The sequence below is a fragment of the Gardnerella coleohominis genome (genome assembly GCF_002896555.1).
Lineage (GTDB): Bacteria > Actinomycetota > Actinomycetes > Actinomycetales > Bifidobacteriaceae > Bifidobacterium > Bifidobacterium vaginale_F.
In genome coordinates, this window is the sequence record NZ_MNLH01000002.1 from 31,002 (window position 1) to 56,160 (window position 25,159).

The following is a 25,159-nucleotide window of genomic DNA, read 5'->3' on the forward strand; positions in this document are numbered from 1 at the left end:
AGTTTCTCTTAGAGCAATGTAAAAATCTTGCGATGAGAGAAACTCCGAGAGCTCAGCAACAACAAAAAGGAACTTTGAACAAGAACAGTCGATTCGCAAAAAATAGAGCGCGCGAACTTTTATTCACACGCTCTAATTTAAGCAACTGTCATCTGCTTAGCTTAGCTAATCTTAGGCTTAATTGCCGCCGCCATTTGAAGACGAATCAGACGAGCCAGGACGCGATTCTCCATAGTCATCTGAAGAGCCAGAGGACTTAACTGTAAGCGTAATCTGGCTACCTTTGTCAATCTTATTTCCTTCAGTAGCAGACATTTCAGATACAATATCATCATCTTTAGCAGATGGCGAAACTACAACCTTAAAGCCTTTAGCTTCAAGAATCGTCCTTGCTTGCTTCACAGTTACAGTACCCAAAGCAATATGAGGTACTTCAACCTTTGATTTACCAGAGGAAACGTAAACCTTAATTGAACTATGAGGCTTTACAACAGTTCCCGATGAAGGATCCAAACGAATTACAGAACCCTCATCTACAGAATCAGATTCCTCAGTAGTGCTATCTGTACTAAATCCAAGATTTTGCAATTCGCTGATAACTGAATCCTTAGGACGTCCAACCATTCCATCTGGGACTTTAGTCATTCCAGAAGAAATGTACAAAGTGATTGCAGAACCTTTATCTGCAAACGCTCCACCCACAGGATCAGTTCGAGTTATATGATTCTTCTTAACATCCGCACTATCTTCCACGCTCACGCCTGCAACCTTAAATCCAGCGCGCTCTAGCGCTTTACGTGCGGCTTGCTGAGAAAGATTAGTTACATCTGGGATCTTAGTGGATTGAGGCCCAGCAGAGAACCACAAAGTGACTTTGGATCCTGAAGAAACATGCTCTCCACCCCTTGGAGACTGCCTTATAAGAGTACCTTCAGGTTTAGTAGAATTATTATCGTAAATAACTTCAGCTATCAAACCTAGAGAACGCAACTTTTCACGAGCAGCATCTTGAGTTGTGGTTTCTCTGAACTCCGGAACAACAACATCCCCAGAATTCCTAGTTATCATGAGGATAAACATTAAACCGACTATAACTACAAGCGTTACAATAACACCAACTACAGCGGTTATAACTGTCTTCTTACGTTGCTTAGCTTGAACAGCAGCACGCTGAGCTGCACGAGTCGCAAACATTCCAGTATTACTAAAATCATCACCATATTGAGCAATAGGATTAAAAGTTTGCGTAGATGCAGTATCAAAAGTATTCGTGTTTTGGCTTGCAGACATTTCTGCTTGCTTACGTGCTTTCATATTTGCAAGATCCGTTAGAGGATTAAAAGCGGCAGCAACAGGGACACCACCGTTCATGAAAGCAAGAACATCATTTTTAAACTCAGCGGCAGTAGCATAACGATTTTGACGATCTTTCGCCATAGCTTTAGCGCAGATTTTATCCCACATAACAGGCAAACCTGGAACCAAAGTACTTACTGGAGTTGCAACTTCAGAAACATGCTGATAAGCGATAGAAACTGCGGAATCACCTATGAAAGGAGGTCTGCCAGTAAGCATCTCATACAATACGCATCCTGCAGAATACAAGTCAGATCGCATATCAACTTGCTCTCCACGAGCTTGCTCAGGAGATAAGTATTGTGCAGTACCAACAACACCTTGAGATTGTGTCATAGTTGTTGCTGAATCATCCAATACGCGAGCAATACCAAAATCCATGACCTTAACAACGCCCTGTTCAGAAATCATGATATTGCCAGGCTTAATATCCCTATGGATAATTCCCATTCGGTGCGAATACTCTAAAGCATTCAGCACGCCAAGAATTATTTGCTCAGCATCGCGTTGACTTAAAGCACCATTCATTTTAAGAATATCGCGAAGAGTTTTGCCCTTAACGTATTCCATAACTAAGTATGGCAAGCATTCTTCAACACCATTGTCAGTAACTACTGATTCTTCTCCAGAATCATAAATATTAACAATGTTTGGATTATTCATTTGCGCGATTGAATGAGCTTCCCTGCGGAATCTCGACAAGAAGATTTCGTCAGTAGCCAAATCAGAACGCATTATCTTCACAGCAACAGTTCTTCCAAGGCGATTATCTTCCGCTATCCTCACTTCAGCCATTCCGCCGCGGCCAATAAGCTCTCCTAGTTGGTATCGGCCATTCGCTAATGAGGTGGGCATTGTATTACTCATTGCTGCTCCTTGAGATTATTGGTATCAAAAATGTTTATTATATTTACTTTTGTTTGAGGTTCACTTTTTACACGACGAGTAGGCCGTGAATTATGGGGATTAAACGTTGAATTTTTATTTTCAAAAGAAGTCTGCTGATCTAACAATCTTCTCTCAATTTTTGAAAGAACTTTTGCAACTGTAAGAGCATCTTTTGGACGATCTTTAGGATTTTTAGCAAGCATTGACATTATGAATTGTCTTAGCTGCAAATCTATATTTTCCGGGAGCGGAGGAACAGGGTCATTAACATGCGCTGCTGCAATATCAACAGGAGTAGCGCCAGTAAAAGGCCTATGTCCGCAAAGACCTTCATATGCAACAATTCCAAGAGAGTAAATATCGGATTGCGCAGTGGCTTGCTCTCCTTGTGCCTGCTCAGGTGAAATATATTGTGCAGTTCCAACAACCATTCCATCCTGAGTAATCTGCTCTTGATCGTTTGAATACGAAACACCAAAGTCTGTAATTTTCACGCTGCCAGTTTTAGAAACCATAATATTCGCAGGTTTCACATCTCTATGTATAACGCCATGTGAATGCGCAACGAAAAGACCTCTAGCAGTTTGAATAAGAATAGGCAATAATCGCGTTGGCTCTACTACTTTTTCTTTATGATACAAATCAGCCAATGACTTACTTGGAACGTATTCCATAATTAGGAATCCAATTCCATCATGCTCATAGTAGTCAAACAAGGCAGCAATATTAGGGTGCGCAAGATTGGCAGAATTATGCGCTTCAGCACGCAAACGCCTTAACTTAGCCTCAACATTATTAGTATCAGTCCTTAAAGCCTTGATAGCGACTACTCGTCCTAGCTGTATATCAAAGCCTTTCCAGACTTCACCCATACCACCTTGTGCAAGACGATGATCGAGGCGATATCTATTATGAACTAATTGTCCTTCTACGAGTTTCATCGAGTAAGCGCCTCCTTCATCACCGTTTTCATAACTGGCCCTGCAGAAAAAGTTCCAAAAGTATTGGCGTTATGAATAACAACCGCTATAGCTATTTTAGGGTCTTCTGCCGGAGCAAATCCAATAATCCAACCATTTAATGCTTGATTCTTAAAACCAATTTGTGCAGTACCTGTTTTTATAGCAACATTAATATTTGGTATAGCAAGATGAGGATTGCCTTTTGTAACAACAGACTGCATCATATGAGTTAACTTTGTAGCATTATCAGCACTCATAACATCACTCATAACAGTTGGCTTAGTTTGTGAAATAACTGATAAATCACTAGATCTTACACAATCCACTAACGTTGGCTTCATAAGAACACCTTTATTAGCAATTGCCGCAGCAATCATTGCACTTTGCAAAGGAGTTACAACTACGTCTCCTTGGCCAATTGATTCTATAGCTAATTTATCCGGTGTTGGTTTAAGAGGAATTTTAGATGTTACAGCTCTCATAGGGAATCCTGAAGAGTCTGATCCATCTAGAGTAATAGAACTAAAGAAGCCGAACTTCTTTGCTTGCTGAATAATAGCGTCAGATCCTAAAGATACGCCAAGCTGAGCAAACGCAGTATTAGACGAGTACGCTAAAGCATCTTCAAGCGTAATTTTACCGTCTTTGCCGGCTGCTTGATAAACAACATTAGTTAATTGAGTATTAGTTCCTGGAAGTTTATAGCTAATACCAGCTGGAATAACAGTATCTGGCTTATACTTACCAGATTCCAAAGCTGTTGCAGCTATAACAGTTTTAAATATTGATCCTGGAGCATAAAGTTCTGAAATAGAACGATTAAGCATAGGATTGCCAAAGTCTGAAGTTAGGTCACTATAAGCTTTATTTACTTTAGCAGTGTCATGAATGGCTAAAACTGAAGGATCGTAGCTTGGCGTACTAACCATTGCCTTAATTCTGCCAGTCTTAGGCTCAATCGCAATTAATGCAGCGCTTTTATCTTTAAGCAAATCGTATGCGACTTTTTGAAGCTTTGGATCAATAGATGTTTCAATAGAAGCACCTTTATCTGATACGCCAGTGAACAATGACTTGAATTTTTGCCAGAATAAAGCGTGTGATTCTCCACTTAAGAATTCATTTCGAGAAGCCTCAATACCTCTATCTGCTCTTTGGCTTATTGAGAAATATCCTGTTATAGGGGCATAAAGATTTCCTTCTGGATAATATCTTTGATAAGCAAAAGCGTCTTTCGAAGGCTCAGATTTTGCCAATACAGTTCCGTCTGAAGCTAATATCGGGCCTCTAGGAGCACCAAACTCATTATATAAAGCACGTCTATTTCTAGGATCGGAATTCAAAGCTTTAGCTCTTATAGAAGTCATCATCATGCTTGAAATTCCAAGAATAACAAACAAAATTACGACTGTAATAAAAAGCTGTTTCAAGCATTTATTCATTTCTATCACCCCGATTTTCAGAGTGAACATTCGTGTTAAGAGAAGGAACAACCAATTCAGGCCAAGACTCATCATCTATTTGAGTATTAAGCGAATTATATGAATAAGATGAATTATTGTAAGAATTATTATTTACATCGCCTTCTGAATTTTCTTCAGATTCTTCAGAATACTCATTACCTTCTGAATCCTCGCTATTAGAAATATTCCCACCCTTCTCTGCGCGCTCTTGCAATTCACGTTCTCTTAAAGCAGCCAGAGCTTCATATTGGAATGATTCAGAAAGCTTTGTAGATTCAGGCTTATTGGCCGAATGCGAAATAATGATAAGTATTGCAGCAAGTAAGTAATTTGCTACTAATGATGAGCCACCTGCAGCCATATAAGGCATAGTTAAACCAGTTAGTGGAATAACTAATGTTATGCCTCCAACAACAGTGAAAACTTGGAAAGCCATCGTGAAAACTAATCCCGATGCAAGTAGCTTTCCAAATCCATCTTTAATTTTCATAGCTGTAATAATGCCGGAGGTGATAATAATCAAATAAAGCATTAATATTGCCAATAATCCGGTAAGACCTAGCTCTTCTCCAACAGAAGCATAAATAAAATCAGAATTAGCTAAAGGAGTAATCGCAGGATGGCCTTTACCTAAACCTGTTCCCATTGTTCCGCCAGAAGCCAAGCCAAAAAGACCACTTACTATTTGTGCAGAACCACCAGGGAATCGATTATAAACTTCTGAATCAAATGGATGAAGCCATGCGTCAACCCTGTATTGAACGTGCGCGAATAATTTAGTTGCAACTAAGCATCCGATAACAAAAGCTATGAATCCTATTGCAAGCCAGCTTTTTCTACCTGTTGAAACATACAGCATAGAAACAAACATTGCGAAGAACATCAATGACGTTCCTAAATCATGCTGTATTACTAACACTCCCATTGAAACTGCCCAAATTATTGCAATAGGACCAGTGTCTTTCAATCTAGGAAGATGAGCTCCAAAAATCTTAGCTCCGCCAACAGCAAGACGATCTCTATGATTGAAAAGATAAGCTGCAAAGAAGAACGATAAGAATAGTTTTGCAAATTCACTAGGCTGTAGAGTATGATCTCCGAATCCAATCCAAATTCTTGCTCCACCAATTTCTTTTCCTAAACCTGGAATCATAGGAGAAAGAAGAAGAACAAGGCCAATAATCATGCTCACATATGAGAATCTTCTAAGAATACGATAATCGTCAATGAACAGAACAAGCAAAATAGAAAGAACTAATGCTACAGATATCCAAATCATCTGTTTGAACGCAATATTCGTACCAAGTTGCTTATCAATACGAGCTATCATTACTGTTCCTATTGATGTTAAAAGCAACATACAAGGAAGAATAACCTGACTTGCAAAAGGCTTTTTAAATAGCAATATTACCCATAAAATTATGTAAAGAACTGCTATTAATACAAGCATTGATACGAATTTTGTTGACATATATCCGTCTATGCGCAAAAACATTTGGAAAAATGCTATAGCGGAAATAACCATAGAGAATACTAATAAAGCAATTTGTCTAATACGAGTCAAAGTCATGAGTTTTTACCCTCCTGACTTTTATCATCCTTGCTTTTATCTGAATTTTCTTCAGATTTATCAGAATCTTTATGAGAATCAGATTTAGAGTTATCGGAACTATCTTTTTTATCGGAAGACTTATCAGACTTATCAGATGATTTATCCGACTTATCAGACTTGTCGGAAGACTTATCAGTCGACTTATCAGTCTGAGTAATTTTATTATCATTACGCATTTTTTCTAATTCGCGAGAATACATTCCTCGACGAATCAAATCAGCATGCCCACGCGCTTCAGAAAGACTGCTTACACTAATACCAGATTTAAGTCTTTCTTGCCAAGATTTATCAAGATCTTTAATTTTAATATCCGTTGATTCAATTTCGTGAGACAAAGATAATCCAAATATATTCGTCGGAACACCTTGGTAAATAACAACATGATCATTGCTGCTTCCAACGTAATATTGCATTTGAGTCCAAACATAAACTCCATAGCTACTGCCGCACACAACGCAAATAGCAAATAATGTTGCAAGAACTACGCCAATACGCGTCCAACGAATACGTAAATGATTAGCTCTCTTGGCTTCTTCTTTTTCGCGTTTTACAGCGCGAGCAACATCAGGATCTCTAGGATCGCTGGAAATCTTACCATTCTTTTTAGTAACAATAGGAATCTCATTTGTATCAGGAGTATTTAACTCAACTGATTCTTCGCGAAGATGGGAAGGCTGAACTAACCTAGTTGTTTTTTCTTTATTAACATTTTCAGAAGATTGATCACTATTTTGGACTAAAGCTGCAGCCCTTTGAGCAGGTGATTTGTCATCGCGCAATATAGGCGTCGAAGAAACAGCCTTATTTACAATATCTGCAATAGATTCCAAATCTAGACTTGCAGCACCGCCAATTAATGGAGTTTGATGAGGCAAATCAAAAGCATCCGCATCTAAAGCCAAAGTAGCATCAGCTATTACAGCAGTAACATTATCTGTACTGCCAGCGCGCAAAGCCATAGAAACAAGTTTTTGAGCACATTCTTCCTGATTAGAAATAGTACTCATAACTTCCTGAATAGTTGAATCTTCAAGAACTCCACATAAACCATCAGAGCATAAAAGCCAACGGTCAGAAGGATGAGCCATTCTTATAGAAATATCCGGACGAGGATCAATATCAAAATCTCCAAGAACACGCATAACAACATTTCTTTGAGGATGATTACGCGCTTCTTCAGGAGTAATATGCCCCATATCAATCAAATGCTGAACATAGCTATGATCAGACGTCATTCTTATAAGACGATTATCTCGTAATAAATATGCTCTAGAATCACCTAAATGAGCTAAAACCCAATAACTATGAACTAAAGATAATGCTGTAACAGTTGTTCCCATTCCAGCTAATTTCCGCTCACGTTTAGCTTTCCCAACAATAGCGTCATGAGCAGCCATAATGGATGTTTCTAACATGTCTGAAACTTTTTTAACATCATCTGGTCTAGAATCTTGCTCAATATGCGCTAAAGATCTTATAGCAATAGTAGAAGCTGTATCTCCACCAGCATGACCGCCCATACCATCACAGATTGCAGCTAAATGTTCTCCAGCAAAAGCAGAATCCTGATTATTACTACGCACTGTTCCAACATCACTAACAGCAGTAGCATACATAAACAGAGTTTTGTCTACAGAAAAAACATCACTATGAAATTCTTTTTCTTTATCTGCTTCTTCAACTCCTGAAAATTGAGTGGAAATACTATTAGCAAGAGAATCCTTAGAATCCTGACTATTATTAACGTCACTAACTCCAGTTGTATTATCATCCATATTTGAATCAGATTGAGTCATATTACATATCACCTCAATTCAAACATGGTTGCGCCAATACGCACAGAAGTTCTAGGCTTCAATACAACTGGTTCTGTTACACGAGTATGACCAATCATGGTTCCATTTGTGCTACCCAAATCTTCAAGAACCCAAGATTGAACATCATTGTTAAAGTAAACGCGAGCATGATTAGACGATACAAATTCGTCGTTAAGAACTACCGTATTAGAAGGGGATCTTCCAAGAGTTACACCAGAAGCATTTAGTGGGAAAGAAGACCCAGCTAAAGGACCATCAATAATAACTAAAAGAGTTGGACCTTTATGATTTTGCGTAGAAGAATTATTGGATCTAGATATTTTACGAACCCTATTCCCGTTAGAACGCGCAGGTGAAGCATTTTTATCAAAAGACTTCTTTTTACGCGGACTAAAAACTTCAATATCCCTACGCAAAGAACGAACAGCACACCATACAAATAGCCAAAGTAAAGCTAATAAACCGTACTTTAATATTGCAAACGTTAACTCAGTAAAAATCATGTGCGTACTCGTCCCTTAGAATTTCTTTTACTCCTGATCCTGAGAGGAAGCCCAATAAAGGATACGAGTTCTACCAATAGTAATTGTATTTCCATCAACTAATGTAGCTGCAGGAACTTGATGACCTTCAACATAAGTTCCATTTGTAGATCCTAAATCTCTAGCAATAACACCATCAGAAGTGATATCAATACCTAAATGACGACGAGAAATACCAGGATCGTCAATAACAATATCGCAACCAGAACCGCGTCCTAAAATAGTACGATCTTTAGTCAGCAAATACTGGTTACCATTTATTTCAAGCATAGGGTGATTCTGTGATTGATCATCAGTAGTAACAGGAACAGCGTTACCCTGCACAGATTCAGAAGATAATTGGAAATTACCTTTTGTCAATTCCAAATCTTCTTCAAAAATAACTACTACTGGGCCAACAAAAGCATAATGCTGACTTTTAGCATATTGAGTTAAATTATCAGCAAGCTCATTTGCTAAAGCTTCACTACCCCATTGTTCAATATGATCAAAATCAGGAGTGCTCAACTTAAATCGATACTCGTTAGGAGCAACTGTATGATCCCTACCAATAGGCATAGCTTCAGAATCAATTTCACGTTCCAAAGCACTAGACAGATCTACAGGCTGTAAATCTTTAGAGCCAAATTTTGCGAAGACACCGTTCATTGCACCTTCAACGCTCTTCTCAAGTCTGTCAAGCACACTCATTATAAACCCTTTCTATCTTTTCAACATAGTACTCGTCACCGGGTACTGTATTCAACTTTAACTTTTTGCATACTTTTATTAACACTATTAAACATATTCTTTACACAACATACCATTTACTTTTAAAAGCACTAATCAATAATAAAAAATACGCCTTATACAATAATAACTGTCATACTAGCTGTAGTAATCTTAAATGATATGACGAATTACACTGATAATAAATCCGATAAGACACAAAAAAATCTGTCTTCACGAAATATAAAGATATATTTTCTTTATTCAATAACATTCTTATTAGCTATTTTTGTTCCAATAATCGGAAAACTCTTACTCGTTAAACAAGAAGAAAGAGAATTTGAAACATCTATAGTTTCTTTCTTCCACAATAATTCTCCAAGCTTTATTCTCTCAGCATCTAAAGTTCTTGCAATACTTTTTTCAACTAAATGTTGCATTGCTATATTAGTTCTTTTAGCATTACTTTCACTTTATTTGCACAAGAATTACAAAACAACTATTGTTCAGCTACTAATATCATTGCTACCAATGGTATATGTGTTCGCAATAAAATTCATAGTTCACCGTCAAAGACCAAATCTTGTTACTGAATTACCACCTGATCCAAGTTTTCCTAGCGGACACACAGCTGCTGCTGTAGCTATTCTTACGATGATTATGCTTATGGTTTATTTAAAGAAGCCACTTTTTATTCATTTTGAATTATTAATTAGCGCAATAGTTGTTATTATCGTAGCTTTATCAAGACTTGTTGTAGCAGCACATTTCCCTACAGATGTTCTAACTTCTGCGATTATTTACCCATTATTATCGACAACTATTTTTTACATATTCCAAAAACATAATCTATACGAATTTGTTGAAGTAAAGAATATAAACGGATCAGATATATTAAATCAAATAGAAAATTAAATAAAAATAAAATAAAAATAAAATAAAAATAAAATATTTAAACAAACTATAAAGCTTAAGCGAATATGAAGATTCCCCTTCTACTTTTAAAAGTACTAGGGGAATTTCATTATTAAAAAATGCAATTATTAAACACTGTAATTATTAGAAAACCGTAATTATTAAAATATTTAGTTTTAAAAATTAATTATCTTTTGAAATCTGATCTCTAATATCTTTCAATAACGAGATCATTTCTCTTTCCCTATCAGCACGCTTTTCTTCTTCAGTTTTTTCTTTATCAAGTTGCAATAAATTAACTCCAACTTCTCGCAACTTGTTTATTGGAAGAACTATGAAGAAATAAACAGCAATAGCGACAATTAAGAAATTTAAAATAGATCCTATAACAGCTCCAAAAGATATTGTTGCTTTATTAAAAGTAATAGTCAAAACGCCATCTAATTCAGGTTTTCCACAAATCATTGCTATTAGTGGATTAATAATATTTTTCACAATAGATGTAACCACAGCGGTAACAGAACTACCCATTACAACACCGACAGCCATATCAATAACATTCCCACGCGAAATAAATTTCTTAAATCCTTTTAGCATTTTATTTCCTCTATGGATATGAATTATTTAATTGACTAATTTATAACCACTACTAATTTCTATTAATTAATTTCCTATTAATCAATAATTTTTAGTCATCGCCCAAGGTTATGTGAATACCACCAACTAATGATCCAACAACGTTATAAAGCAGTGCAAAAATCACAGAAAGAATAGTAAGAATTAATATTTCAACAACGGAAAATATTGTTACCGAGCTTAATACAGTCGATAGCGAGAATACATCAGCAAGATTCAAACCATTACTATCTAAGCCTGTTGAAGAAACAATTTGAGTGACTTGATCAAAAACACCAACAATGTTCATGAATACCCAAACTAAGCCTGATGCAATAATTTGAATAATTCCAAGAGCAAAGCTCAACAAGAATGACACTTTAGCAACAGACCATGCGTCAACTCTTACTAAAGATAAGCTCATTCTACGAGCACGAGGATGGTTAGCTGAGTGAGTACCTCTTTTTGCTGATGAAGCTACTCCTCCAATAGTGCGAGGTTTAGCACTACCACCATTTTCAGCTACATAATTTCCAGAAGAAGCCATACGCGCTGGTTCGTAATCCTCGCTCATTAATTATTTCCTTCTCTTATATTCGTTTAGTCAGTACAACATTTTACAAATACATAATGTGCTGATTAAGCCTATTTATTGCTTATCCTTATTAAAAAAGAGTATCAGTCGAAAAGGACGATGCCATACGACTAATACTCTTTTATTTGAATATTTTGCTTAATTATTTTACAAAATACTTCATAAAATAAATTTATTTAATTTTTATTATCTTGGGTAATTTTTTACTCAAAATTATTTATCATTACTCATCTGAATTTTCTTCAGATTCATAATTGTTTTGAGATTCATTAATTTCTTGACTTTCTTGAGAATTAAATTCAGAAGATTCTTGACTTTCATCAGCCTTAGAATTTTCGTCATCTTTTTCTTCATTACGAGCAATAGAAATAATTTCATCACCCTTATCTGGCTTAGCTAAAGTCACACCTTGAGTTGTTCTACCAGTGCGCTTCACTTCATTAACATCAGAGCGAATTACCTTACCGGACTTCATAATTGCCATTACTTGATCTGTTTCTTCAACAATCAAGGCACCAACTAATGAACCGCGACCCTCTGCAAGTTGAACAGCTTTAACACCATAGCCGTTTCTTCCTTGCAAACGATACTCTTCAATAGCAGTTCTCTTAGCAAAACCTTCATTAGTAACAACAAGAAGATCTTTGCTTGTTTCAGAAGAAACAACATCCATATCAAGCAATTCGTCGCCATCTCTAAATCGCATACCTTGAACGCCTGCAGTTTGGCGACCCATTGGTCGAAGTTGTTCATCATCTGCTCTAAACTTCAAACTCATTCCAAGCTTAGAAACAAGAATAATGTCATCTTCTGAATTGCACAAAGCTGCGCCAATAAGCTCATCAGTAGGTTCGCCTGTTTCTTCATTAGTCATTAATCGAACAGCAATCAAACCGCCTTGACGTGGAGAATCATATTCTTGTAAAGCAGTTTTCTTAACTTTTCCAGAACGAGTTGCCAAAACCAAATACTTTGCTACATCATAATTTGGAATCGATAACACTGCTTGAATTGTTTCTCCAGGAGCAAACTGAAGCAAATTAGCAACATGCTGACCTTTAGAATCGCGAGATCCTTCTGGAAGTTCATAAGCTTTAATGCGATAAACTCGACCACGATTAGTAAAGAACAACAACCAATTGTGTGTAGAAGTTAAGAAGAAGTGATCAACTACATCATCTTCACGCAATTTAGCGCCTTTAATTCCTTTACCACCGCGATGCTGAGCACGATACTCGTCTGCCTTAGTACGCTTAATATAACCTGCGCGAGTTACGGTAACAACAACGTTTTCTTCAGCAATAAGATCTTCAACATTCATTTCACCAGAGAATGGAAGAATCTTAGTTCTACGATCATCACCATACTTAGCAACAATTTCATCAAGCTCATCGCCAACAATTTTGCGCTGACGTTCTGGACTTGCCAAAATATCGTTATAGTCAGCAATCTTGCGCATCAAATCTTCATGCTCGTCGAGAATCTTCTGACGTTCCAAAGCTGCAAGTCTACGAAGTTGCATTGCAAGAATAGCATCTGCTTGAACATCATCAACATCAAGCAAATTCATCAAACCAGTTCGAGCAGTATCAACATCTTTAGATGAACGAATTAAAGCAACAACTTCATCGATCATATCCAAAGCTTTTAAGTAGCCTTGCAAAATATGATCTCGCTCTTCAGCCTCACGCTTTAAATAACGAGTACGACGATCAATTACTTCAAGCTGATGAGTTACCCAATGACGAATAAACGCATCCAAGCTCAAAGTTCTAGGAACGCCATCAACCAAAGCAAGCATATTTGCGCCGAAAGTTTGCTGCAATTGAGAATGCTTATACAAGTTATTTAAAACAACTTTTGGAACAGCATCTCTTTTAAGAACAAGAACCAAACGCTGACCAGTACGGCCAGACGTTTCATCGCGCATATCTGCAATGCCTTGAATCTTGCCGTCTCGTACAGCTTCTCTAATAGAAGCAGCTAAGCGATCAGGATTAACTTGGTATGGAAGCTCGGTAACAACCAAGCACATACGTCCCTTAATTTCCTCAGTATTAACTACTGCTCGCATTGTAATTAAGCCGCGACCTGTACGGTACGCTTGCTCAATTCCTTTGTGACCTAAGATCGTTGCTCCAGTAGGAAAATCAGGTCCTTTAATTCTCTGAATTAAAGCTTCAAGAAGTTCTTCCCTGCTTGCATCAGGATGATCCAAAGCCCAGTGCACACCATCAGCCACTTCACGCATATTATGAGGTGGAATATTGGTTGCCATACCAACAGCAATACCAGCAGAACCATTAACTAAAAGATTTGGGAAACGAGCTGGCAAAACAGTAGGCTCTTGAGTTTTACCATCATAATTTGGCAGGAAATCAACGGTATCTTTATCAATATCTCGTACCATTTCCATAGCCAAAGGTGCCATACGGCATTCCGTATAACGCATTGCTGCTGCAGGATCATCACCTGGAGAACCAAAGTTTCCTTGACCATCAACAAGCATATAGCGCATTGACCAAGACTGAGCCATACGCACCAAAGTGTCATAGATAGCAGAATCACCATGAGGGTGATACTTACCCATAACATCACCAACAACGCGAGAGCACTTGTTATATCCGCGATCAGGCCTATAACCACCGTCATACATAGCATAAATAACGCGGCGGTGAACAGGCTTCAAACCATCACGAACATCTGGCAAAGCACGCTCAACAATAACGGAAAGTGCATAAGCAAGATATGATTCGCGCATTTCCTGCTGCAAATCCATATGCTTTACACGAGCACCCTTCATTAAGCCATAATCAGTATTATCTGCTTCCTGTGGGCTTTGAGGCTCCATTGATCCGTCCGGCAGCTGCTCTTCACCATCATTATTGACGGAGTTCATTTCATCTACCAATGTAATTCCTTTTTCTTACGATATCGAAGTATTTTTTATGCTTATAAAATATTTTTAATAATATTTTTAAGGTTTAAGCATCGATGAATCGCGCATCATGAGCATTTCTTTGAATGAAGAGTCTACGAGGCTCTACTTCATCGCCCATAAGCATGGAGAATGTTTCATCAGCACGAGCAGCATCTTCAATATGAATTTGCTTTAAAATACGATGTTCAGGATCCATAGTTGTTTCCCACAGCTCCTGATAGCTCATCTCACCCAAGCCCTTGTATCGCTGAATACCTTCCCCTTTAGGAAGTTGACGACCAGCAGCTTTACCTTCTGCCAAAACTCTGTCTCGCTCAGCATCCGTATAAACAAAGTCATGTGCTCCCTTGCTCCACTTCAAACGGTAAAGAGGAGGCATAGCAACATAAACGTATCCTGCTGTAATCATAGGACGCATATAACGGAAGAATAGTGTCAAATTCAAAGTAGCAATATGAGCACCATCGACATCAGCATCAGCCATAATAATAACTTTGTGATATCGAACCTTGCTTAAATCGAAGTCTTCACCATAACCGCCACCAACAGCAGTAATCAAAGATTCAATAGTTTCAGACTTCATCATTCTGTCGATTGAGGCGCGCTCAGTGTTCAAAATCTTACCGCGCAAAGGCAAAATAGCTTGCGTAATAGGATCACGACCTTGAATTGCTGAGCCACCTGCAGAATCACCCTCGACTATGAATAATTCGCATTCTTCAGGATTACTTGACTGGCAATCCTTCAACTTATCTGGCATGCCAGCAGTTTCAAAAATAGACTTACGACGAGTGTTTTCGCGAGCTTTTTTAGCAGCAAGTCGAGCACGAGAAGCTTCTATAGCTTTTTGAATAATATTTTTTGCTTCACTTGGATGAGCATCAAACCAATCTCCAAGCTTTTCTGTCATAACTCTCTGCACAAAAGTCTTAGCTTCAGAATTGCCAAGCTTTGTTTTAGTCTGACCTTCAAACTGTGGAGTTGTAAGCTTTACTGAAACAACTGCTGTTAAGCCTTCGCGAACGTCATCACCAGAAAGATTAGTATCTTTCTCTTTCAAAATATTCTTTTCGCGAGCATAACGATTAACTAAAGTAGTAAGTGCTGCACGGAAACCTTCTTCGTGAGTACCACCTTCAGTAGTTGAAATAGTATTAGCAAAAGTGTGAACTGCTTCAGAATAAGCAACAGTCCATTGCATAGCAATTTCCGCAGAAATACCGATTTCAAGATCTTCAGCCTCAAAATCAATAACATCTGGCTCTACTGGAACAGCTTTTCGAGATTTAACCAAGTAATCAACATAGTCTTTAATGCCATGTTCATACTGATAACTCACACTTCTATGCTTTTCTTCACTAGAAGATTCAGAATCTCCAGCAACCTCATCACCAGCTTCATCTGGTTTACGTAAATCGGTTAAAGAAATCTTCAAACCTTTATTTAAGAAGGCCATCTGTTGGAAGCGAGAACGCAAGGTTTCAAAATCATAAATAGTTGTTTCAAAAATCGCGCCATCTGGCCAGAAAGTCACAGAAGTTCCAGTTGACTCTCCTTCTGCCATTGGTTCACCTTTAGCTAAAGGAGCAGTCGGATGCTGATCAATATAAGTTTGAGTCCAGTGGAATCCTTGACGACGAACTTCAATATCTACTCTTGTAGAAAGCGCGTTAACAACAGAAATACCAACTCCATGTAAGCCACCTGAAACAGCATAACCGCCGCCGCCAAACTTACCACCAGCATGAAGCTTAGTCATAACTGTTTCAACACCTGAAACACCTTCACCTGGCACTTCATCTACTGGAATACCACGTCCATCATCAACAACCCTAATTGCATTATCTGGCAAAATCGTCACTTCAATGTGAGAAGCATATCCAGCTAAAGCTTCATCAACAGAATTATCGACAATTTCATAAACTAAATGATGTAATCCTCGAGGGCCTGTTGAACCTATATACATACCTGGACGAATACGTACTGCTTCCAAACCTTCGAGTACGCGAAGATCACTAGCATCGTAATGTTCAGGAGCAAGTGAATCATCAAGCTGAGCATCATTTAATTTATGCTCATCATTGATTTTTTCCATCGAATCGTCTTCCATATTTGACAACTTCGATCCCTTCCCGTATTGCCTCGCAAAACATGGTATTTACAAGGTCGATACACGCTAGAAAGCACATAAAAGGGGTTTCTAGCGATTGAACTATAACATACGACATTCTACACATATACCATGACGGCATCAGAGTAAGAGGCCTTGGAAAGATTTGGCTATATCTAGCCAATTAAATAATAAAAATAACAATAAATTTGATACTAAAATAATATCATTAATAACTTTTATCAGTAGAAATAATTAGCTTAATATCTTTAATATTTTTTATATTATTTTCTTTTATTTTGTCAAGAATCATATTTTTTGAAGAATTAATTAAAAACTTTGTAATCGTATAAGCAGACTGATTGCATGCGCTTACAATTAAAGTCTTATTATCTATATCTTCAACTTTACTAAATTGAGAATTATATTCGCCAACAATTTTAGGCCATAATGAATTTATATTGGCTATTAATAAGAATTTATCCCAATGATTATTATGAGCAAATAATTCTAAAACTGAATTTAAAGTATTAGGATCTCTACCAGGTTTTCCAAAACTTTCCCAAGAATCTTCTTGCTGTTGATCGCGTTTTTCTAGCTTCTCTCCCTTTAATTGAATAGGATCAAAAATAATAGAAGGAAGTTTTCTAGTATCAATATTTAAAATTAAATGCACAGGTTTTTTCATGATATTTCACCACTTTTTTCTGTACAAATATTTTCAGAATCATCTATAGAATAATCAATTTTATTACTATTTAAATCACTATTCGAAACAGTATTCGAAACACTATTCAAATCACTACTTATACTGCTATTACTAACGCTTTTATTTACGCTGTTATTTACGCTACTATTCAAGCGTTGTAGCAAAATATCATCAATAATACTTTTATGATCTTCATCAATATTTTCATTATTTTCAAAACTATTTTCTGAAGAAGGAATTAATGAAGATACATCAATAAAAGAATTATCAGATAATAAACTGTTTTGAGGTATATCATTCAGCGACGCAACAGTTATAAAAACCTGACCTTGATTTTTTATAAATTTTAAAATTTCTAATCTACGATTTTCATCAAGCTGAGCAAAAACATCATCTAAAATGATAATAGGTTTTTGTTGATTTTTATTTTCTAAAGCTTTTAGTAAAGACATTTTCAAAGATAAAGCAAGAGTCCAAGATTCACCATTAGAAGCAAAATCTTTCGCATCAAAACCATCAAGCAATAGTGAAAAATCATCTCTGTGAGGTCCAATAAGATTACATCCCCTAGAAACCTCACCAGCATAAAGACGCTGAAAATGCTCACTTATTTTAGAAGCATAATTTTTTAAAGAAATTTCATCATTATTTTTTCCAACTTCTTCAAAAGAAGGATTATAAACTATATTCGCTTTTTGCTTTGAATAGGTTATGTTTTCAACAACAGAAGAAAAATATTTTGAAAGTTCATCAACTACTTTTTGACGACTTTGAGTTATAAAAATACCTACTTCAATAAATCTTCCAGTCCAAACTTCTAATCCAGAAAGAGCATTATTTAAATAAAAAGAAGAATTTTCTGAATTATTTTCAAAACTATTTTCGCTATAACTATAATTTTGCGAAGAATTATTTCCTAATTGTTTTAATAAAGCTGTACGCTGCTTAGCAATATGTTTATATTCTTGAAGATTTTTAGCATAACCAGGTACTAATAGTGAGCAAGCTTGATCTAGAAAAGTACGACGTTGAGAAGGATCTCCTGATACTAAAAATTGATCTCTAGGAGTGAAAGAAACAGAAGGAATTATTCCAACAATATCTCTCATATAAACTGATTTTCCTGAATTTATACGAGCTCTATTAGCTCCTCTATTCGTAAGAGTTGCCTCATAAGTGTTTGAATAGTTCGAATCAAAATTATCTGAATCAATACTATCTGAATTACAACTATCTGAATCATTAAAATTCAAATTTTCTACATTCAAACGAATAGTAGCAGAAGTAAATCCACGTTCTATAAGAGGTAAAGTAGCAGAAGAACGATGACTTGTGCCAGTAGAAATAACTTCAATTGCTTCAACAATATTTGTTTTGCCTAAACCATTTATTCCATAAAGAATATTTAAAGTAGGATTGCACTTAATAATGCAATGGTTCCAAGAACGAAAATGATCCAGAGCAAGAAGTGAAATATACACTATTTCTCCTCCAAATCTTTAAAAACAAATGTAAATTAAAGCCAATAAAAGCAATGATATTTTATAAATTACTTTATAAAAATTACTTCATAAGTTATTTTATAAAATATTCATATCTACCTTTGAAAAGTAATAATTTAAAAAATAAATTAAAAATTACTAATCAAAGGCAGATATAAGAAAAGTAAGTAAATAAGCAATTAAAAGAACTATTCTTTTAATTTAAGATTTTACTTTTTATTGCTACTTTTAATTTTTACTTTGATTACTACTGCTGACGCATAGGGACAACCAAATAGCGATAATCTAATGATTCATCTCCATCTTCTTCTTGTTGTCCATTAAATTCTACAGGTGAAGTTGCTGTCTTGATTTTTACATGAACAAAAGGTTCAGTAATATTATTCAAACCTTCAAGTAAGAAGTTAGGATTGAATTTTACTTGAATATCTTCTCCGTCCATGTCTATATCGAGATTTTCTTTTGCTTGAGATTCATTAGAATCACCAGCAAAAAGAGTTAATTCTTGGCCTGAGAAAGACAAAGTAATAGAAGGATCTCTTTCAACAACCAAAGAAACTCTTCTAATAGCGTTAAGAAGATTTTGCCTATTAATCACAGCGTGAATAGGATAATCTTTAGCAAATAAACGATCTACAGATGGGAATTCACTATCTATAAGTTGTGCAGTACTAGAATGTCCCGAATTTTCAAATCCTAAAAGCGTTGGATCTTCGTCATTCAAATTAATGATAACGTTATTTTTATCATTAACAGATCTTGAAACGTCTTTAAGAAGATTTCCCATAACAAGCGTATCAGCATTAATATCTTGCTTTTCAGGAGTCCACTTAAATGTAGTTCTTGCCAACCTATATCGATCAGTTGAAGTCATTGTAACAGAATCATTTTCAAAATGAATATGGATTCCTCGCAAAACAGGTCGTTCATCTTCGCGAGAAACAGCAACAGAAGCCTGATTAACAGCCTGAACAAATGTTGGAGCATCAACTTGACCCAATTTATTAGGCATAGCAGGTAAATCAGGGTATTCTCCATTAGGCATAAGTTGCAAAGTAAAAGTTGATTTTCCTGAAGTAATAGTAAGCGTCGTTTCATTAGAGCTTAAATAAGTATTTTCTGCAGGCAGAAGTTTTGTAATGTCTGCCATAAGTTTTCCAAGAACTAATACGCTTCCTGTTTCATCAATGCCAGCTTCAATATGATTTCTGCTTGAAACTTGATAGTTAAAAGCTGAAAGGTTAAGCGTACCATCTTCTGCTTCAATTTTTAATCCAGCGAGAATAGGATTAGCTGGGCGAGAATCAATAATTCTTGTAGTCCAAGCTACTGCTTCTGCAAAAGCTGCAGAATTAACTTCTACTTTCATGCTTCCTCATTTCTTAAAAAGTCTGAATTTAGTTTACAGTAAGGTGCTGCCCTAATTGCTTCCTAAATAAGCAAAAAGACTAACCCTTCTTTTTAATGTTTTTATTAAATAAATATAAAAATAATAGAAGTAATAAGCACGGTTAATATGTGGATAACTCTTAAAAGACAAGAAATAAGAAGGCTTATCAAGAATAAGAGCTTGTTAATAACATGAGGATATTAATGTGCATAACTCGACTACTTATCCACAATAAAAGCTATTTTTTAGCTTGTCCACATTTGAAAGGCGCTTACTAACAGCTTATACACATTTTTTAGCGGCGTTTTCCACGAGTTATGCTCAGGTTTTACCCACATTTGTGAATAAGCATGTGGATAACTTTTTTATTTTTTATTAACAGAATGCGCATAATCTTGTGGAAAAATAGTTTTTTAAAAATAATAAAAAAGAAAAAGGCGCTGTGGAAATAAAAATTAATTATTTTGCTGAGGCTTTTCTTGCTCTTCAGGATTACTATGTTGCTTCAAGCGAACAGTCAACTCAATAACATAGTTATAGATTTCCTGCTTTTCCTTCATCTCATCGCTAATTCTCGTGTAAGCGTGCATAACGGTAGTGTGATCCCTGCCGCCAAAAACTTCACCAATATCAACCAAACTCATGCTCGTCATTTCTCGAGCAAGATACATGGCAATTTGACGAGATAAAGCAACATTCTTAGTACGAGTGCGTCCAACAATTTCATCAAAAGTTAAATGAAAATATTGAGCAACTTGGCCAATAATATCCGTCGGACGAACTTCAATGTCAGAAGCAAAGAAATCCTGAAGAGCTTTTTCTGCAAGAACTCTACTAACAGGCTGATTACTTAAAGAAGCAACAGCAGTTACACGAGTTAAAGCACCCTCAAGCTCTCTAATATTTTCCGTAAAACGTTCCGCAATAAGATCAAGAACATCAGTAGGAATTTTTACAGCACTTATAGAAGCCATCATCCTCAAAATAGCGATTCTGGTTTCCAAATTAGGCGGCTTAATATCAACAGTCAAACCAGATTCAAACCTAGAAATAAGACGAGATTCAAATCCTCTTAAATTCTTAGGAGCAACATCTGAAGCAATAACAATACGCTTATTGGACTGGTAAAGAGAATTAAAAGTATGGAAGAACTGCTCTAAAGTAGCCTCTTTACCGCCTAAAAATTGAATATCATCAATAAGCAAAACATCTACTTCGCGATATCTCTTATTAAAATCAGCAATCTTATTTTGGCTCTGATTAGGCACCTGCAAAGCTTCAATAAATTCGTTAGTAAATTCCTCACTAGTCACATAACGAACTTTAAGAGAAGGATCTTTTACCAAAGCATAATTTCCAATAGCATTAAGCAAATGTGTTTTACCTAAACCAGATCCGCCATAAATACATAAAGGATTAAAATCTCTTCCTGAACCCTCAGCAACAGCTAAAGCAACAGTGCGAGCAAAACGATTAGAATCACCCGGAACAAAAGTATCAAAAGTAGCACAAATATTAAGATGAGTCTTAGGATCCCTCTTTACAGAAATAGAGATTTTCCCATTACCAGTGGTATCCGGATCATGTCTAACAATACTTTCGTTCTTCATAGTTGCTAGACCGGTTGTAAGACCATCAAAATCAGGCTGAATAGGTGGTAAAGATACGTCAGAATTATTATTTTTGGATGCAAAACTTGGATTAGACATATAATCTTCAGTTTTATTCCACAAATTAGAACTATCCCAAGAATCTGAATTACCATTCAAAAAATCACTTTGAAAATTAGAGTTTTCGTAAGAATTCTCATAATTTTCATAAGTATTTTCATAGTTTTCGTAAGAACCATTATCTAAATCATCATTAATAGATTTTTCAGACAGACTATTATCTTGATCGTTCGAAGATGAATCCTGCTGTGAAGATTGGTTCGTATTATTTTGAGCAAATTGTTGTATGCTCTGTTGATCATTCTGTTGAATATTCTGCGCGTAATGCTGAGTACCTGTATTTTGATTATTAGAATTACGACTATTGGAATTAAGACTATTAGACGGAAGATTTTCATTAGATTTTACAATCTTAAAAGCTGGAAACATATCTTTTCCAGTGCAAATCTTCAAAGCAGTTAATAAAGGCTCATTTAACTCATTTTGAAGAGCCTGCTGTGCTGTGGGACTATTTACGCATAAAACAATAGTAGTTCCATAAATAGCTTCAGGGTGAACTCCCTCAAACCATCCTTTATCTCGAGTACTTAGCAATGCGTTATGTTGTAAAACACTAAGCGTATTGGACCATACAATGGCGGCCTGTGTAGCCGGGTCGCTGAAAGTATCAGACATACCACTCCAATCCAAACGCGTAATAAAAGAATAAACTCTAAATTTACCTCATATGATTTACTCACAAAAGGCGTCAAAAGAATTATCAATAGAACATGTTTACTCTAACCCTAAGAAGTTATCCACAGCCTCGCGTGTTGAAAATACTTAATTGTTAATAACATGTGTGTAATTTGTGGATAATTTTTTTGTATAAATTTTGGATTGATTTATCAAGTTTATTAAGATTCAGTTATTTATTGACAAAAATACTATTTATTTTGTTTAATTGAAGATAGTCTCACAGATTACAAGCATTTTGTTCACAATATAAACAAAATGTGTAATAATTTGTTGAGTTTTTGCCTTTTGGTGAGGGGTAAGAGTATTTTAGTAGAGCTTGACTCATACGGGGCCATGCTTTTGCATGGCTGAATACAGGAGCATTAGTTATGAAGAGGACATTCCAGCCAAATAACCGTCGTCGTCACATGAAGCACGGCTTCCGCGTTCGCATGCGTACGCGTGCTGGCCGCGCAGTGATTAACCGTCGTCGTGCCAAGGGCCGTAAGTCGCTGTCTGCCTGAGTTAGGGTAGCGTCGTAAAGCATGGAAAGGCTGAAAAGCCATCGCGATTTCGTCGCGGTACTTAAAAAACGACGCAAAGTGAGTTCGCGGGATATCGTCGCGCATTATGTTATGCGTGACGATATGGCCGTACATAACACACTTAACGAAAAAGGTAGCGAGTGTACTAATCAGGAAACCACGGGATTTAATAGTAGTCCCGCGGAATTTTTTGATACCTTAATACAGCAAGAAAAGTCATGTGATTGTTTAAACGATAATTTATCGCAAGAAAAATCACAAAGACTTGGACTTGCTGTATCTAAATCTGTTGGTAAAGCAGTGGTTCGTAATTTAGTAAAGCGTCGTTTTCGCGTACTCGCACGAAAATATGAATCATTGTTACCGCGTTATTGTGATGTTGTATTGCGTGCAAAACCTAGTGCAGCCACGGCAACGTTTGCTTCTTTGAATCATCAAATTGAAAAGTTATTTACTGACATAGCTGACATAGCTAATCATTCAGATTCATAAGCAGAAGGATTTTTATCTTCTAATTGCTAGGTGTTTACTAGATATTAATTGACGCTGATTTTTTGAGAGAGGTGAAAAGATATGGCGAATAAATCTAATTCGATTTGCAGTGCATTTAATGCGAATAAAATGCAAAATAGTTTTTCTCATACTTTTTCATTGTCTTCTCTAATGATTAGGTCTATTCGCTGGTATCAACGAGTTATATCTTCTAAAAATCCTGCTTGTTGCCGTTATTACCCCACTTGTTCCAGATATGCTATTGAAGCATTAGAACGTTATGGAGCATTTCGTGGTGGATTATTAGCTTTATTGCGATTATTACGCTGTAGACCTTGGACGAGTTGCAGTATTGACGATGTGCCACGGAAATATTCAATTTTTTACAGATTTGCTTGGTCTAAAGCGCATGAAGAGCCACGGTTAACTCCCTTGGCTGAAGAAGACAAGGAAAAATAATGTTTAATCAAGATAAGTTCGTGCTTGATAATGGATTTTTTGGATGGTTCTATAAAATCCTCACGCCAGTTGAATGGGTTATGACTCAGATAATGGCGTTATTCCATAAGTTTTTAGTTCTTATAGGAATGAACGAAATCGGATTTTCATGGGTTTTCTCAATAATCTTTTTGTTGTTAGTCGTTCACGCATGCATTTTCCCAGCATTTGTTAAAAGCATTAAAGGAATGCGCCAAATGCAGGCTATTTCCCCAAAAATTAAGAAAATTCAACAGAAATATAAAGGGAAAAAAGATCCTGCTAGCAAGGAAGCTATGCAGCGCGAAATGATGAAGCTTTATCAGGATAACAATGCGAATCCTGCAGGATCTTGCTTACCTATGATGATTCAAGGCCCAGCGTTTATGAGTGCGTGGTACACGCTTTCCATGATTCCATTTATAGCTCGTGGAAAGCATGCTGCTCTTGGTGCCTTTGATGTTTCTGTTGCACAGCAATTTGTGAAAACTAAGGTATTTGGTGTAGGCTTATCCGACACTTTTATTACCGTTGGCACAACAGGGAAAATAGTAATCGTATGCGTTATTGTGCTTATGTGTGTTGCAATGTGGTACATGCAATTTAATAATATTCGCAAAAATTTGCCTCCTGAAGCTAAGCAGGGCAGTCAATATACGATGCAGAAACTTATGATGTGGGGATTCCCTCTGATTTACGTTTTCTCTGCTTTTGCACTTCCATTTGCAATGTTGATATATTGGCTTGTAAACAATATTATGAATATGCTTCGCTCAATTTGGCAGGTTTATGCTTTCCCAACTCCTGGTTCTCCGGCTGCTGAAGAAAAGGAAAAGCGTGAGCACGATAAGGAAGTTAAGCGCCGTGAACGTGAAGGATTGCCTACATTAGAAGAAGAAGCATTGCAAAAAGCTCGTGAGGACAACGAACGTCGTGAAGCTGAAGGTTTCCAGCGTAAGCAGCCTCAACGTAAGCGTAAGCGTGCTTAATTTAAGTTTTTGAGTATGATGTGTGAGTATTTAAAGTTTGTACTTGCACATCATACAAAATGCATAATTTAAAAAAGATAATTTAATAGAAGTATTATTATTTACAACGTTCACATTTTTTGCTTATATAATCTGTTGTTGTAA

Annotated in this window: 20 protein-coding genes; 5 read left to right on the forward strand and 15 right to left on the reverse strand. The window is 36.4% G+C overall.

From position 1 onward, the window contains the following. Positions 1 to 177: 177 nt before the first annotated feature. Genes pknB through BFS05_RS01965 form a run of 7 tightly spaced genes read right to left on the reverse strand, consistent with a single transcriptional unit; the run spans position 178 to position 9,330 of the window. Positions 178 to 2,223 (reverse strand): Stk1 family PASTA domain-containing Ser/Thr kinase, encoded by a 2,046-nt coding sequence (gene pknB / locus BFS05_RS01935; RefSeq protein ID WP_103084377.1) that lies wholly within the window; start codon positions 2,221 to 2,223, stop codon positions 178 to 180. After that, the gene (locus tag BFS05_RS01940; RefSeq protein ID WP_103084378.1) at positions 2,220 to 3,185 is read right to left on the reverse strand and encodes a serine/threonine-protein kinase; all 966 of its coding nucleotides are present in this window, start codon (positions 3,183 to 3,185) and stop codon (positions 2,220 to 2,222) included. The genes pknB and BFS05_RS01940 overlap by 4 nt, the downstream gene beginning before the upstream one ends. Beyond that, positions 3,182 to 4,648 (reverse strand): peptidoglycan D,D-transpeptidase FtsI family protein, encoded by a 1,467-nt coding sequence (locus tag BFS05_RS01945; protein WP_103084379.1) that lies wholly within the window; start codon positions 4,646 to 4,648, stop codon positions 3,182 to 3,184. The genes BFS05_RS01940 and BFS05_RS01945 overlap by 4 nt, the downstream gene beginning before the upstream one ends. Beyond that, the gene (locus BFS05_RS01950) at positions 4,641 to 6,239 is read right to left on the reverse strand and encodes an FtsW/RodA/SpoVE family cell cycle protein (RefSeq protein WP_103084380.1); all 1,599 of its coding nucleotides are present in this window, start codon (positions 6,237 to 6,239) and stop codon (positions 4,641 to 4,643) included. Before BFS05_RS01950 ends, BFS05_RS01945 begins: the two co-directional genes overlap by 8 nt. Next, a complete protein-coding gene (locus BFS05_RS01955; RefSeq protein WP_180978562.1) occupies positions 6,236 to 8,077 on the reverse strand; it encodes a PP2C family protein-serine/threonine phosphatase in 1,842 nt (613 codons plus the stop codon). The genes BFS05_RS01950 and BFS05_RS01955 overlap by 4 nt, the downstream gene beginning before the upstream one ends. 8 nt (positions 8,078 to 8,085) lie before the next feature. Further along, a complete protein-coding gene (locus BFS05_RS01960; protein ID WP_103084381.1) occupies positions 8,086 to 8,601 on the reverse strand; it encodes an FHA domain-containing protein FhaB/FipA in 516 nt (171 codons plus the stop codon). 27 nt (positions 8,602 to 8,628) lie between these two features. After that, positions 8,629 to 9,330 (reverse strand): FhaA domain-containing protein, encoded by a 702-nt coding sequence (locus BFS05_RS01965; RefSeq protein WP_103084382.1) that lies wholly within the window; start codon positions 9,328 to 9,330, stop codon positions 8,629 to 8,631. A 201-nt stretch (positions 9,331 to 9,531) separates the two neighbouring features. Here BFS05_RS01965 and BFS05_RS01970 point away from each other — a divergent pair, with 201 nt between their 5' ends. Next, positions 9,532 to 10,263 (forward strand): phosphatase PAP2 family protein, encoded by a 732-nt coding sequence (locus BFS05_RS01970; protein ID WP_103084383.1) that lies wholly within the window; start codon positions 9,532 to 9,534, stop codon positions 10,261 to 10,263. A gap of 183 nt (positions 10,264 to 10,446) precedes the next feature. Here BFS05_RS01970 and mscL read toward each other — a convergent pair whose 3' ends face one another. From mscL to dnaA, 8 genes are all read right to left on the reverse strand, one after another. Further along, positions 10,447 to 10,860: a large conductance mechanosensitive channel protein MscL gene (gene mscL, locus BFS05_RS01975; RefSeq protein ID WP_103084384.1), complete on the reverse strand. Its 414-nt coding sequence runs from the start codon at positions 10,858 to 10,860 to the stop codon at positions 10,447 to 10,449. 91 nt (positions 10,861 to 10,951) lie between these two features. After that, on the reverse strand, positions 10,952 to 11,452 hold the full coding sequence (locus BFS05_RS01980) for a DUF3566 domain-containing protein (RefSeq protein ID WP_374703755.1): 501 nt from the start codon (positions 11,450 to 11,452) through the stop codon (positions 10,952 to 10,954). A gap of 244 nt (positions 11,453 to 11,696) precedes the next feature. Beyond that, positions 11,697 to 14,384 (reverse strand): DNA gyrase subunit A, encoded by a 2,688-nt coding sequence (gene gyrA, locus BFS05_RS01985; protein ID WP_103084385.1) that lies wholly within the window; start codon positions 14,382 to 14,384, stop codon positions 11,697 to 11,699. Positions 14,385 to 14,457: 73 nt separating this feature from the next. Then, positions 14,458 to 16,533: a DNA topoisomerase (ATP-hydrolyzing) subunit B gene (gene gyrB, locus BFS05_RS01990; RefSeq protein ID WP_103084386.1), complete on the reverse strand. Its 2,076-nt coding sequence runs from the start codon at positions 16,531 to 16,533 to the stop codon at positions 14,458 to 14,460. A 220-nt stretch (positions 16,534 to 16,753) separates the two neighbouring features. After that, positions 16,754 to 17,212, reverse strand: coding sequence for a DciA family protein (locus tag BFS05_RS01995; RefSeq protein ID WP_103084387.1), 459 nt, complete (start codon positions 17,210 to 17,212; stop codon positions 16,754 to 16,756). After that, positions 17,209 to 18,714, reverse strand: a complete 1,506-nt coding sequence (gene recF / locus BFS05_RS02000) for a DNA replication/repair protein RecF (RefSeq protein ID WP_103084388.1) — start codon at positions 18,712 to 18,714, stop codon at positions 17,209 to 17,211. Before recF ends, BFS05_RS01995 begins: the two co-directional genes overlap by 4 nt. A 268-nt stretch (positions 18,715 to 18,982) precedes the next feature. Beyond that, positions 18,983 to 20,104 carry a DNA polymerase III subunit beta gene (gene dnaN / locus BFS05_RS02005; protein WP_103084389.1) on the reverse strand — a complete coding sequence of 374 codons (1,122 nt, stop codon included), beginning with the start codon at positions 20,102 to 20,104 and terminating at the stop codon, positions 18,983 to 18,985. Positions 20,105 to 20,580: 476 nt separating this feature from the next. After that, positions 20,581 to 22,470 (reverse strand): chromosomal replication initiator protein DnaA, encoded by a 1,890-nt coding sequence (dnaA, locus tag BFS05_RS02010; protein WP_103084390.1) that lies wholly within the window; start codon positions 22,468 to 22,470, stop codon positions 20,581 to 20,583. 431 nt (positions 22,471 to 22,901) lie between these two features. Between dnaA and rpmH the strand changes: the two genes are divergently transcribed. The 4 genes from rpmH to yidC all read left to right on the forward strand — a co-directional run bounded on the left by rpmH (position 22,902) and on the right by yidC (position 25,015). Next, entirely contained in the window at positions 22,902 to 23,036 is a 135-nt protein-coding gene (gene rpmH / locus BFS05_RS02015; protein ID WP_004106067.1) for a 50S ribosomal protein L34, read from the forward strand. 21 nt (positions 23,037 to 23,057) lie between these two features. After that, positions 23,058 to 23,549, forward strand: a complete 492-nt coding sequence (gene rnpA, locus BFS05_RS02020) for a ribonuclease P protein component (protein WP_103084391.1) — start codon at positions 23,058 to 23,060, stop codon at positions 23,547 to 23,549. A gap of 171 nt (positions 23,550 to 23,720) precedes the next feature. After that, positions 23,721 to 24,008 carry a membrane protein insertion efficiency factor YidD gene (yidD, locus tag BFS05_RS02025; protein WP_180978577.1) on the forward strand — a complete coding sequence of 96 codons (288 nt, stop codon included), beginning with the start codon at positions 23,721 to 23,723 and terminating at the stop codon, positions 24,006 to 24,008. After that, positions 24,008 to 25,015: a membrane protein insertase YidC gene (yidC, locus tag BFS05_RS02030; protein WP_103084392.1), complete on the forward strand. Its 1,008-nt coding sequence runs from the start codon at positions 24,008 to 24,010 to the stop codon at positions 25,013 to 25,015. Before yidD ends, yidC begins: the two co-directional genes overlap by 1 nt. Positions 25,016 to 25,159 lie beyond the last annotated feature (144 nt).

What these genes read in the sequence shown, in the direction of transcription:
- BFS05_RS01980 (WP_374703755.1), bottom strand. Translation starts at nt 11,452, where the DNA reads ATGAGCGAGGATTACGAACCAGCGCGTATGGCTTCTTCTGGAAATTAT.
- BFS05_RS01955 (WP_180978562.1), bottom strand. Translation starts at nt 8,077, where the DNA reads ATGACTCAATCTGATTCAAATATGGATGATAATACAACTGGAGTTAGT.
- BFS05_RS01940 (WP_103084378.1), bottom strand. Translation starts at nt 3,185, where the DNA reads ATGAAACTCGTAGAAGGACAATTAGTTCATAATAGATATCGCCTCGAT.
- yidD (WP_180978577.1), top strand. Translation starts at nt 23,721, where the DNA reads ATGATTAGGTCTATTCGCTGGTATCAACGAGTTATATCTTCTAAAAAT.
- rnpA (WP_103084391.1), top strand. Translation starts at nt 23,058, where the DNA reads ATGGAAAGGCTGAAAAGCCATCGCGATTTCGTCGCGGTACTTAAAAAA.
- yidC (WP_103084392.1), top strand. Translation starts at nt 24,008, where the DNA reads ATGTTTAATCAAGATAAGTTCGTGCTTGATAATGGATTTTTTGGATGG.
- rpmH (WP_004106067.1), top strand. Translation starts at nt 22,902, where the DNA reads ATGAAGAGGACATTCCAGCCAAATAACCGTCGTCGTCACATGAAGCAC.
- BFS05_RS01995 (WP_103084387.1), bottom strand. Translation starts at nt 17,212, where the DNA reads ATGAAAAAACCTGTGCATTTAATTTTAAATATTGATACTAGAAAACTT.
- mscL (WP_103084384.1), bottom strand. Translation starts at nt 10,860, where the DNA reads ATGCTAAAAGGATTTAAGAAATTTATTTCGCGTGGGAATGTTATTGAT.
- BFS05_RS01970 (WP_103084383.1), top strand. Translation starts at nt 9,532, where the DNA reads ATGACGAATTACACTGATAATAAATCCGATAAGACACAAAAAAATCTG.
- BFS05_RS01965 (WP_103084382.1), bottom strand. Translation starts at nt 9,330, where the DNA reads ATGAGTGTGCTTGACAGACTTGAGAAGAGCGTTGAAGGTGCAATGAAC.
- BFS05_RS01945 (WP_103084379.1), bottom strand. Translation starts at nt 4,648, where the DNA reads ATGAATAAATGCTTGAAACAGCTTTTTATTACAGTCGTAATTTTGTTT.
- BFS05_RS01960 (WP_103084381.1), bottom strand. Translation starts at nt 8,601, where the DNA reads ATGATTTTTACTGAGTTAACGTTTGCAATATTAAAGTACGGTTTATTA.
- pknB (WP_103084377.1), bottom strand. Translation starts at nt 2,223, where the DNA reads ATGAGTAATACAATGCCCACCTCATTAGCGAATGGCCGATACCAACTA.
- BFS05_RS01950 (WP_103084380.1), bottom strand. Translation starts at nt 6,239, where the DNA reads ATGACTTTGACTCGTATTAGACAAATTGCTTTATTAGTATTCTCTATG.
- dnaA (WP_103084390.1), bottom strand. Translation starts at nt 22,470, where the DNA reads ATGTCTGATACTTTCAGCGACCCGGCTACACAGGCCGCCATTGTATGG.
- dnaN (WP_103084389.1), bottom strand. Translation starts at nt 20,104, where the DNA reads ATGAAAGTAGAAGTTAATTCTGCAGCTTTTGCAGAAGCAGTAGCTTGG.